This window comes from Ohtaekwangia koreensis, from assembly GCF_900167975.1.
GTDB lineage: Bacteria > Bacteroidota > Bacteroidia > Cytophagales > Cyclobacteriaceae > Ohtaekwangia > Ohtaekwangia koreensis.
On record NZ_FUZU01000002.1, the window covers coordinates 641,697 to 652,958 of the forward strand.

General features: G+C 43.0%; 9 protein-coding genes. 5 read left to right on the forward strand and 4 right to left on the reverse strand.

Features of this window, described 5'->3' with window-relative positions; all coding sequences use genetic code 11:
- The first annotated feature begins 17 nt into the window (after positions 1–17).
- A complete protein-coding gene (locus B5Y40_RS15720) occupies positions 18–1,094 on the forward strand; it encodes a PA0069 family radical SAM protein (protein WP_245840575.1) in 1,077 nt (358 codons plus the stop codon).
- 147 nt (positions 1,095–1,241) lie between these two features.
- Here B5Y40_RS15720 and B5Y40_RS15725 read toward each other — a convergent pair whose 3' ends face one another.
- From B5Y40_RS15725 to B5Y40_RS15735, 3 genes are read right to left on the reverse strand one after another with little or no spacing between them, the layout of a single operon-like run.
- Positions 1,242–2,600, reverse strand: coding sequence for a dipeptidase (locus B5Y40_RS15725; RefSeq protein WP_079687744.1), 1,359 nt, complete (start codon positions 2,598–2,600; stop codon positions 1,242–1,244).
- Positions 2,601–2,659: 59 nt separating this feature from the next.
- On the reverse strand, positions 2,660–3,607 hold the full coding sequence (locus B5Y40_RS15730) for an SMP-30/gluconolactonase/LRE family protein (RefSeq protein ID WP_079687745.1): 948 nt from the start codon (positions 3,605–3,607) through the stop codon (positions 2,660–2,662).
- A gap of 56 nt (positions 3,608–3,663) precedes the next feature.
- Positions 3,664–5,034 carry an exonuclease domain-containing protein gene (locus B5Y40_RS15735; protein ID WP_079687746.1) on the reverse strand — a complete coding sequence of 457 codons (1,371 nt, stop codon included), beginning with the start codon at positions 5,032–5,034 and terminating at the stop codon, positions 3,664–3,666.
- A gap of 68 nt (positions 5,035–5,102) precedes the next feature.
- On the opposite strand from B5Y40_RS15735, the gene B5Y40_RS15740 reads away from it, so the two are divergent.
- The 3 genes from B5Y40_RS15740 (at position 5,103) to B5Y40_RS15750 (ending at position 9,181) form a co-directional block, all read left to right on the forward strand.
- Positions 5,103–5,450, forward strand: coding sequence for a phage holin family protein (locus B5Y40_RS15740; protein WP_079687747.1), 348 nt, complete (start codon positions 5,103–5,105; stop codon positions 5,448–5,450).
- Between the two features lie 76 nt (positions 5,451–5,526).
- A complete protein-coding gene (locus tag B5Y40_RS15745; protein ID WP_079687748.1) occupies positions 5,527–8,553 on the forward strand; it encodes a PVC-type heme-binding CxxCH protein in 3,027 nt (1,008 codons plus the stop codon).
- Positions 8,554–8,638: 85 nt separating this feature from the next.
- Entirely contained in the window at positions 8,639–9,181 is a 543-nt protein-coding gene (locus B5Y40_RS15750; RefSeq protein ID WP_079687749.1) for a hypothetical protein, read from the forward strand.
- A gap of 54 nt (positions 9,182–9,235) precedes the next feature.
- Here B5Y40_RS15750 and B5Y40_RS15755 read toward each other — a convergent pair whose 3' ends face one another.
- On the reverse strand, positions 9,236–10,261 hold the full coding sequence (locus tag B5Y40_RS15755; protein WP_079687750.1) for an isoaspartyl peptidase/L-asparaginase family protein: 1,026 nt from the start codon (positions 10,259–10,261) through the stop codon (positions 9,236–9,238).
- Positions 10,262–10,770: 509 nt separating this feature from the next.
- Here B5Y40_RS15755 and B5Y40_RS15760 point away from each other — a divergent pair.
- Positions 10,771–11,187: a TraR/DksA family transcriptional regulator gene (locus tag B5Y40_RS15760; protein ID WP_079688455.1), complete on the forward strand. Its 417-nt coding sequence runs from the start codon at positions 10,771–10,773 to the stop codon at positions 11,185–11,187.
- The last annotated feature ends 75 nt before the right edge of the window (positions 11,188–11,262 follow it).

Sequence of the window (11,262 nt, forward strand, 5' to 3'; positions counted from 1 at the left end):
AAAATTAGTAACTATGTATGACAATAGTGAAGGAGGATTATATGGAAGATGAATATTTTAAAGGACGCGGAGCACAAATAAAAACTGGAAATAGATTTCTAAAAGCGGAATATGTTACGGAACATATTGAAGGACTTGATGAACCGTTGTTCTCTGCTCCAACAACGCAAATTTTTTATGAGACACCAAAAAAGATCGTTAACAAAGTTACGAGTCCTGATTTGCGAATGATGTATTCCAGCAATCCATACCAGGGTTGTGAGCATGGATGTATATATTGTTATGCGCGAAACTCACACGAGTATTGGGGCTTTAGTGCCGGGCTAGATTTTGAAAGTAAGATCATTGTAAAAAAGGATGCACCGAAGCTGCTGGAGAAATTTATACTTCATCCGGATTGGCAGCCTGTGCCGATCAGTCTTTCCGGTAACACAGATTGTTATCAGCCACTTGAGCGTAAGTTTGAGATTACACGAGGCATGCTGAAAATTTTTGCACAGTACCGCCACCCGGTTGGCATCATTACAAAGAATAGTCTTGTAACTCGTGACTTGGATCTGCTGAAAGATCTTGCGCAGGATAATCTTGTACATGTATATATATCGATTACGAGTTTAGATGAGAACCTGAGGAGAGCTATGGAACCACGGACTGCCAGCGGGATAAAAAGATTACAAACCGTGGAAGCTTTGGCAAAAGCAGGAGTGCCCGTGGCGATTATGAACGCTCCGATTATTCCTGGGTTGAATCATCACGAAATACCACAGATTCTGAAAGCGGCCAGTGACCACGGCGCGTTAGGTGTAGGCATGACCGTTGTACGATTGAATGGATCTATAGGAAAAATTTTTGAAGACTGGCTTCGCAAGAATTTTCCGGATCGTTTTGATAAAGTATGGCATCAGATCTGTTCACTGCATGGCGGCAATGTAAACGATTCACAGTTTGGCAGGCGAATGGGTGGGGAAGGTAATTATGCGGAGACTATACACCAGCTTTTTACAATATCGAAGAAGAAATACTTTGCCGGTAAAACAATGCCTCCTGTAGATTTAACAAAATTCAGAAGAGGTGGAAATTTAAGTTTGTTTTAGACGATCTCTTTAAGAATATATATACCATTTGCATAAACTGCGATTGAGGTTGGGATAGGCTCCTAAATAAATTAAGCTTGTGCGAATCAGTGTTGATCTGCACAAGCTTAAGATTGTTAGCGTACCAGCTTGAAGCTATAGATATATCTACTTCTTCGCGTAGTGTTTATAAAAAGCTACAATGGTTTCAATACCCGTCAGGAAATTATTTACACCGTAATGTTCATTGGGCGAATGAATAGCATCGCTGTCCAAACCAAAACCCATCAGTACGGTATCTAATCCAAGTTCTTTTTTAAACAAAGCAACAATAGGTATACTTCCACCATCGCGGGTTGGTATGGGAGTTTTTCCAAACACTTCTTCAAATGCTTTGCTTGCAGCTTTGTACGCTTCAGAATCGGTTTGAGTAACGGCCGGTTCACCACCGTGATGCGCCATAACTTTTACCTTTACATACTTGGGCGCTATAGATTGGAAATGTTTTGTAAACAGCTCGGTAATTTCAGAACTGATTTGATTGGGAACAAGTCGCATGGAAATTTTAGCGTGCGCTTTGGATGGCAACACAGTCTTCGCGCCCTCCCCGGTATAGCCTCCCCAAATTCCATTGACATCCAACGTTGGACGAACTCCTGTTCTTTCTAATGTAGTATATCCTTTCTCTCCCTTTATTTCATCGATGCCCAATTCTTTTTTGTATTCGTCCAGATCGAAAGGAGCTTTGTTCAGAGCAAGACGTTCTGATGCTGTGAGCTCGGCAACTTTATCGTAAAAACCTGGGATAGCAACTTTTCCATTTTCATCATGCAGTGAATCGATCATGCTGCAGAGTATATTTATAGGGTTGGCAACAGCACCACCATATACACCGGAATGCAAGTCGCGATTAGGTCCTGTCACTTCAACCTCCATATAGCTTAGTCCGCGCAAACCTGTGGTAATGGAAGGATGCTCCAGCGATATTAAAGCTGTATCAGAAATGAGAATTATATCGGCCTTAAGTTTCGCTTTATTTTCTTTTACGAATGTTCCAAGGTTATCAGAGCCAACTTCTTCTTCGCCTTCCACCATGAACTTGACATTGCAAGGAAGAAGATTGAGCTTCATCATCGTCTCGAATGCTTTCACATGCATATATACCTGACCCTTGTCATCGCAGGAACCACGCGCATAAATCTTGTCGTTCTTAACAACCGGTTCGAACGGAGGCGAATCCCATAAATCTATAGGGTCAGCGGGTTGCACATCGTAATGGCCGTATACCAGGATCGTAGGTAAAGCAGGATTAATGATCTTCTCTGCATATACAATCGGGTGTCCTTTCGTTTCAGAAATGCTAACGCTATCAACACCAGCAGCGGCTAATTTTTCTTTTAAAAATTCTGCGGCTTTACGTACATCAGCTTTGTGGCGACTGTCTGCACTCACAGACGGAATGCGAAGCCAGTCAAAAAGTTCTCCAAGGAAACGGTCCTTATTGGTGGAAATGTATTCTTTAATCATATTCCGTTATTGAGTTTGGCGGCAAATTACAGCATCAATCCGATTGTCAATGCAACCCCTTATAATTTTATCTTTAAGATTACAGGATCATTCAGTTTTTCCGTTTGCTTTAATTTATCTCCATTACCAATAAGCTGAAGCAACTGACTGTTGGCAATAAAATAAAAATAGCCGTCTGCTATAGCTCCCGTTGTAGGCGAATCGAATACCGGATCTTCATCACATAAATATTCAATCTTCTCAACAGCATTACCGACAGGTGTTAAGGTTAGCTTGTGAATGGATTCCGGGAAGAAAGTATTCTGGACACCGATGAGCGTATTGTTATATACATACAGGCCATCATATCCCATCACCATATAGCGGTCGTTGCGTAGCGATGAAATTGCCTTGCTGGTAATGTCGACACGAGCGATTCCTAAGCCGCTGCCGGTACTGACAAGTAAAAATTTTTCATCGGGTGTGGCGGTTATACCATTGGCAAACGCAAGACTTCCAGGTTTCGTGAATTCCTCCAGGCTCTTGCTGTCTTTGCGCACCACCCAAAGCATTCCCGCCTGCGTATCAGTTACAAAAACATCTCCTGCCTTTGTAATATATAGATCATTGAACAAGTGGCGATTGTCGTCTACAAGCTTAAATCGCTTTACCATTTTTTTAGTATGAAGATCATATACATGTACATTCGAAACCCGGTTGATGGTATCATGTTCAGGAGTATTGTTGCATGCCCACAGCAAACCTCTCGCATCAACTTTCATCCCCAGTACTTGTTCAGTTTCATCTGCGTGTGTAGTGATGAAATCACTCGTCTTACCTTGCGAGGAAATTTTAACGATCTTTTTTTTATAGATGCTGCTCACATAAAATGCTTTCTCTGCCGGATCATATGCAATGCCCTCCGGAATTAAATCCTTCTCTGCAATGACAAAAGCTGTTTCCGCTTTCTTTTGAGCTAAGAGAATATGAGACAGGAAAATAAAAAATAAAAGAGCGTGTTTATTCATGGAGATTTTTAATAACGATTGCTAAGTGGTGGACGAATAATATGAGTAACTATATATCAGAACAGCACGACTTCTGTTCCTCTCGGATTGGTAAGATACGAGTTAATTAAATTTTGCACTATAGGTGTTTCTGTACTGGAGCGCACATAAGTTCGTGCTGATTCAAAATCGGCAATCGATACATCTTTTGCGATGTACCCAAAACCACAATATGTACCTTTATCTACGAGTACCAGCGACTGCTCATCTATATTTCTTCCTTTACCGATGATGGCGGCAGAGTTGCCTGCAACTTTAAATGTATCGATCGCTTTTTGTATCCGCTTGTTATATTTCTTCACCGTTTCAACGCCTTCACATGCACCGTGGCATTCGCCCGTCTGGTAATTAAAGCATAGTCCTTTTGCAAGTTGCAGTCCACATAATTTAGGACACAAACTAAACTCACGCACTTTTTCCCACAGGAAATTCCAAGCGTCTCCCTTTGAACTGAAACGAATGAGTGGATGTGAACCACGCGTAACTATATTTACTGAAAACCGGTGATAGCCATTTCGATCTTCATAATCGAAGATGCCCCATTCTTCTGTCTTATACTTTTGCGCCAGGTTATACTTTGGCCATAGCCTTCGGATCTCCTGCGATTCCAGAATCAATGCGATCAACTCATTGCCGGTAAGTTCATAGCTGATGTGGTGAATTTCATTTCTGATCTTCGAGCGACTCCATTCTCGCGCTTCACCCGTAAAGTGGCCAGCAATTCTTTTTTTAATGTTGATGGCTTTACCTACATAGATCACCTGACCACGCGCATTCTGAAAATAATATACTCCAGGCTGTGCCGGTAAGCGATCGAATTCTTCTTTCGGAAGATTAGGAGGAAGAATTGTTTCTCCCGAATTTCTTTTCAACGCTTTCGTGATATGGTTATCGCGGTCACGCCGAAGCAACTGATCGAAAATTTTAACGGTTGCTTGTGCATCACCGCTGGCACGGTGACGATTCATGATTTGTATACCCAGACTTTCTGATAAAGTTCCTAAGCTATAAGAGCGAAGTCCCGGAATAATTTTACGGCTGAGTCTTACTGTGCATAATTTTTTTGCCTGCCAGTTGATGCCCGAAAGTTCGAACTCACGTTTTAAAAATGAATAGTCGAAATGCGCGTTGTGCGCTACGAATACTTTTCCATCCAACAGGTTAAAAATATCTTCAGCAACTTCTTCAAAAGCTGGCGCGTCCAATACCATCTCCGTTGTAATGCCGGTAAGGCCAGTGATGTAGTACGGAATATTCCTTCCGGGATTTACCAGGGTATGATAGGTATCCGTAATCTGAATTCCATCATGATGGTAAATCGCGATTTCAGTAATGCGATGGTTTGCCGCATATCCTCCGGTCGTCTCAATATCTACAATCGCGTACATGGTCGAAATTTAAAGTTTGACTTGTTACCGTAAAAGCAGAAATTCAATCAATTTTTAATATCTCAAAAATGAACGGAATAGTACGATTTCTTTTGTCTGGCCTCGCGGTTTTACTCACTGCCTATCTTATGAACGGCGTGCATGTGGATGGTTATGGTTACGCGTTGCTGGTGGCCGCTGTGCTGGCACTGGCCAACATGGTTGTAAAGCCCATCCTGATTATCTTCACGATCCCCATCACTATTTTCACACTGGGATTATTTTTATTGGTGATCAACGCCCTGATTATTATGCTGGTAGATTATTTGGTGCCGGGTTTTAGAGTAGATGGTTTCTGGTGGGCACTCGCCTTCAGCCTTGTTCTCTCAATCTTTAACAGTCTGTTCACAGATCTTTCGAAAGAGAAGAATAAATAGAAACTATACTACTCTTGTCTTAACAGGACAGTTAATAGCCTAAACCTTCTTACCTTATCGTTTTACTTTACCCTATATGAAATTTTCACACTTTATACCAGCAGTATGTTTGCTGCTGTCTGTAGCATGTTCCAATAAAGATTCAAACTCTCTGGATGAACATGCACCTGAAACTTCACTTGCCGATCTTAAAGTATATAACGGGCTGGAGGTAACGTTGTTTGCCTCCGAGCCTATGTTTAGTAATCCTACCAACATGGATATTGACGCGCGGGGCAGGGTATGGGTATGTGAAGCCTATAACTATCGCAATCAGTTTAATCCTAAAAATCCGGTTAAGAAAGAGGGCGATCGCATTATGATCCTGGAAGATACCGATGGCGATGGCAAAGCCGATAAAAGCAAAGTATTCTATCAGGGCACAGATGTTAATGCAGCGCTTGGTATATGTGTACTTGGCAACAAAGTTATCGTATCGTGCAGCCCAAATGTTTTTGTATTCACCGATGAAGACGGTGATGATGTTCCGGAGAAAAAAGAAATTTTGTTCCAGGGGATTAAAGGTGTACAACACGATCATGCTATTCATGCTTTTCTCTTTGGTCATGACGGCAGACTATATTTCAATATGGGCAACGAAGGCGGTTTGCTTGTGGATGCAAAGGGTGACACAGTTGTGGATGTATATGGGAATAAAATAATCGCCAAGGGCAAACCATACCGTGATGGGCTCGCGCTTCGCTGCAACCTCGATGGCAGTAATGTTGAAGTGATCGGAAATAATTTTCGGAATAACTATGAGTTAACAGTTGATCCCTTTGGCACTGTATGGCAATCGGACAATGACGATGATGGAAATAAATCCACACGCATCAACTATGTAATGGAGCACGGTAACTATGGCTATAAAGATGAGATCACTGGCGCCAGCTGGTATAAAAGACGCACGAACATGGAGAAAGAAATTCCATTTCGTCATTGGCACTTGAATGATCCCGGTGTAGTACCCAACGTGTTGCAAACAGGTGCTGGTTCACCCACTGGTATGTCCATGTATGAAGGCACAATGCTGCCGGAAGTTTTTCAAGGGCAGATCGTCCATGCAGAGCCTGGCCATAATGTAGTGCGCGCGTATCCTATAGAGAACGATGGTGCAGGGTATAAAGCTACGATTGTAAATATACTTGAGGGACAAAAAGATCAATGGTTTCGTCCGGCAGATATAACCGTTGCCCCCGATGGTTCTTTGTTTGTTGCAGATTGGTATGATCCCGGAGTGGGCGGACACCAGATGGGCGATGTCGATCGCGGAAGAATATACCGTATAGCAAAACCGAAATCAGGATATAAAATTACTCCCCCCGATGTTTCTTCACCGGACGGAGCGATGCAGGCTTTGCTCAGTCCTAATCCTGCAACACGATATATAGGCTGGTCTGCGTTAGCTTCTTTCGGTGATCAGGCAGAAGGTGCGCTGCAAAAATTATGGACGTCCGACCAGGTAAGACATCGCGCGCAAGCGCTATGGTTGTTGGGCAAACTAAATAATAAAGGTGACGCCTATATATCACAGGCCCTTGCTGATAAAGAAAGTAACATCCGTATAGAAGGTATTCGGGTCGCTAAGCTTTTAAAGAAAGATATACTTCCTATTGCTACCTTACTGATGAATGATTCTTCCGTTCAAGTGCGGAGAGAAGTAGCACTTGCCCTCACCGGTATAGCTACTGCAGATGCTGCCGAAGTATGGGCACAACTTGCTATACAGTATAACGGTAAAGATCGCTGGTACCTGGAAGCGCTTGGTATTGGTGCTTCGAAAACAGAAGACCTGTATTTCAAAGCATGGAAAAAGAAAGTCGGCACGAACTGGAATACACCTGCCAACAGTGATATAGTCTGGAGAAGCCGGAGTAAATATGCGATGCCGCTTATGGCTGAACTCATCAAAGCTTCAGATGAAAAAGAGATGTTACGGTACTATCGTTCTTTTGATTTCCAGAAGGATCCATCAAAGCAGCAAGTATTGTCTATGCTGGTACAGCAAACGCAAGGTGATAAGGTGCTATATGCATTAAAGCACATGGACGCTTCGAAACTAAAGATGACGCCTCCGGTAATGAATGCATTGAACAAGGTACTCGATCAATATGCCGGTAAAATTGAATTTGTAGAGCTTGTGTCTTCCTTTAAACTTCAAAGTCGGGCGAATGACCTTCTTCAACTTGGTATACTATATCCGGATAGTGCGACAGGGAAAGAGTCTATCAAAGCATTGCTGGATTGGAACCGTATTGATCTGATCGATCGCGTCTTGAATTCAAAGAATCGTGATGAGGCACAAGCGATGATCAAAGCATTGTGGCCCTATATGTATGAGAAGAAGACCATAGAGATCATGGAACGCGTTGTGATGGACAGCGCAAAAGAAATGGAGCTTCGTAAACTGGCCGTGAAAACATTTGGAGGTCCGTGGGAATCAGAAGATCGTTTACTCACTCTGGCGAAGGAAAAGAAAATACCGATAACATTGCAAGCTGCCGCTGCCGGTGTATTTCAAACAGCATGGCGCTCTACACTACGCGAGGAGGCTGCAAAATACCTGAAGCTTCCCGGAAGTAAAGAAGGAGCGTCCTTGCCAACAGTAGCGGTATTGGTCGAAAAAAGCGGTGATGCTGTGAAAGGAAAAGAAGTTTTTAAAACGGTTTGCAACAGTTGCCACCGTGTTAATAACGAAGGTGTAAACTTCGGTCCGGATCTAAGTGAGATTAGTGACAAGCTTCCGAAAGAAGCTATATATACCGCGATTTTATATCCTGATCAGGGCATCAGTTTTGGTTTTGAAGGATGGCGCATAAAACTGCACGATGGCTCTTCGGCCTTCGGTAGAATTGTTTCGGAGACTGAAGACAAAATCGATATGCAGTATATGAACAATCAGCAAACTGTTTTGAAAGAAAATATTCAGTCACGAACAAAACTCGAGAGCTCATTAATGCCGTCCAACCTTCAGGCTACCATGACTGAGCAGGAATTAGTAGACCTGGTGGAATACCTGATTACATTGAAGAAGAAAGATGGCTCGCTTAGTTTGCGTCAATAGGGTAAATAACAGCAACTTACAATACGATATTGATTTGGCATTGCGTTTGCCTTATACCTGTGCAAGGACTTAAAACACCTGCATTATGAAAACAAGATTAGGTTTACAGGCAACGGTGGCAATGATTTTAATTATAGCAGCAACCACCGTTCAGGCACAACACAGAGGTCGTGATCGTGACAACAATAGCGGAAGAGATCGTGGTAACAGCGGACGTGGCAATAATGGAAGACACGAAGACCGTCATGACAATCGCCATGATAACCATCACAACGATAATAGTCACAATGGTCATCATGATAATAACCATCACGGTTATCACCGCAAGGATGTACATGTATACCACCACCATGCTCCTGTAGTGGAGAGGCGTGTAGTACACCACCACCATCATTCACGCCCACGGTATGTATACTATAAAGACTATGATGTATACTACGATTGTGATCGCCAGGTATACATTTCATTCTCTGGTAGAAACTGGACAGTGAGTGTTGCGCAGCCGATACGCTTGCATCGTGTAGATATATACCGTGCGTCAAGAGTAGATGTTGATTATTACGATGACGACTTTACGCAATATCTTGAACAGAGAAGACCACACGGAAGAGTATATGCCGAATGGTAATACAGATACCTAATAAAAAAATAGCCAGTGATCCTGGCTATTTTTTTGTGCTTATCAGTCACGGTATATAAATGTTTTTCCTTCGCCTTTTTTCTTTATGTACCCGCGGTACATGCCGGAAGTGTTAAAGGTCATGGAAATGTTACCCTGCCGATCGAGTGCGATTACACCACCGTCACCACCTAATTTCGGCACCTTCTTCATTACAACGCTATCAGCAGCCTGATCAAGCGACAGATCCGTATACTTTACAAGCGAAGATATATCGTGGGCAACCGCTAATCGAATAAAGAACTCACCCCAGCCCGTAGCCGACACCCCACAAGAAGCATTGTCTGCATATGTACCAGCCCCTATTATAGGAGCATCACCAACACGGCCATACTTTTTATTTGTCATGCCACCGGTAGAAGTACCGGCCGCTATATTTCCATATTGGTCAAGCGCGACAGCGCCAACCGTGCCGAACTTTTTATCTTTTATATAGGGATCGATCAGGTGTGCTGCGTGATCTGTATCCGCTTCTTTTGCTTTGATCCATTGGTTATACCGTAGTGAATCAAAAAAATAGGAGGGATCAACCGTTTCAAGATTTTGTTCGCGTGCAAACTTTTCAGCACCATCACCTATCATCATCACATGCTCCGATTGAGTCATCACAGCATACGCAGCCGTGATTGGATTTTTTACGGTGGTTACTCCGGCAACAGCTCCTGCCATCAGATTGCTGCCATCCATAATGGAAGCATCCAGTTCATTTTTACCTTCACTATTAAACACAGCACCTTTACCGGCATTGAACAATGGTGAATTCTCCATCACCTTGATAGCAGCTATTACCGCCTCCAGACTTTTACCTCCTCGCTCTAAAACACTATAGCCACTATCCAGGGCTTGGTTCAGCGCGGCATGGTACGCCTTTTCTTTTTCTGGCGTCATGTTCTCGCGTTTTATAGTGCCGGCACCTCCATGGATCACCAATGTTATAGGCCCCGGTGCTAAAACTGCGGGCGACTTTTTTGGTTTTTCCGAGCATGCTATTACTGCGAAGAGTAAGAGAAAAGGTAAAAAAATTCTCATAAAGGTTGGGTTAATGATTAGGAAAGGTAGGGAATTGCTGTTATAATGCGGATTCGGGAATTAATTAGACAATATTTTTTGTTTTCGTGCATGAGCGCATAATTTTGCGCATCTTTTACCAAACGGGGAAACACCATATGGCTAAGAATAAAAAGACCAGCGCTAAGCCAGCTAAAAAAGCAGCTAAAGCGAAACCTGCAGCAAAAGTAAAAAAAGCTGCCCCTCCAAAAGCTAAAAAAGCGCCAGCCAAAAAAGTGGTTGCTAAAAAGGCTGCTCCCAAAAAAGTTGCTCCACCTCCGAAGAAGGTTGTAGCAGCAAAAAAGGAAACTCCGAAAAAAGAGCCTGCTAAAAAAGTAGCAGCACCGAAGGCAGAACAGCCCGTGAAGGCAGAAAAGCCAGTAGCACCGAAGAAAGTTGAAAAAGCAGAAGCCCCTCCGAAGCCGACTCCAGTTGTCGCTAAACCTGCACCACCACAATTAAATATTTTCCCCGTGCCGAACCAGAGACCGATTGCTCACAAGCCTGCACAAGGTGTAGCATCCAGTGAAGAAAGAACACGCTACTCAGAAGAAGAGTTGAAGGAGTTTGAAGCCCTTATCAATCGTAAACTTGACAAAGCGAGAGAAGAGTACAAGATTTTGAAGGATACACTGAATCGTAACAACGATGAAGGTACCGATGCGACCTCAGGAGGTAACACCAAAGTATTGGAAGACGGAGCTGAAACGGCCGAGAAAGAAAACCTTAGCCAGTTAGCAGCCCGCCAACAGAAGTATATAACGAACCTCGAGAATGCTCTGGTCCGTATCAAGAATGGTACGTATGGAATTTGTTCTGTAACAGGAAAGCTTATTCCAAAAGAGCGATTGATTGCAGTGCCTCACACCACGCAGTCCATCGAAGCAAAAATGATGCAACAGGATTAACAAAGCTTCCCCTCCACACCAGAGGGGATTTTTGTCTCCGATAGATTTTAAGTTTATCTTTAGTTACTAACACAG

What these genes read in the sequence shown, in the direction of transcription:
- B5Y40_RS15720 (WP_245840575.1), top strand. Translation starts at nt 18, where the DNA reads ATGACAATAGTGAAGGAGGATTATATGGAAGATGAATATTTTAAAGGA.
- B5Y40_RS15725 (WP_079687744.1), bottom strand. Translation starts at nt 2,600, where the DNA reads ATGATTAAAGAATACATTTCCACCAATAAGGACCGTTTCCTTGGAGAA.
- B5Y40_RS15730 (WP_079687745.1), bottom strand. Translation starts at nt 3,607, where the DNA reads ATGAATAAACACGCTCTTTTATTTTTTATTTTCCTGTCTCATATTCTC.
- B5Y40_RS15735 (WP_079687746.1), bottom strand. Translation starts at nt 5,034, where the DNA reads ATGTACGCGATTGTAGATATTGAGACGACCGGAGGATATGCGGCAAAC.
- B5Y40_RS15740 (WP_079687747.1), top strand. Translation starts at nt 5,103, where the DNA reads ATGAACGGAATAGTACGATTTCTTTTGTCTGGCCTCGCGGTTTTACTC.
- B5Y40_RS15745 (WP_079687748.1), top strand. Translation starts at nt 5,527, where the DNA reads ATGAAATTTTCACACTTTATACCAGCAGTATGTTTGCTGCTGTCTGTA.
- B5Y40_RS15750 (WP_079687749.1), top strand. Translation starts at nt 8,639, where the DNA reads ATGAAAACAAGATTAGGTTTACAGGCAACGGTGGCAATGATTTTAATT.
- B5Y40_RS15755 (WP_079687750.1), bottom strand. Translation starts at nt 10,261, where the DNA reads ATGAGAATTTTTTTACCTTTTCTCTTACTCTTCGCAGTAATAGCATGC.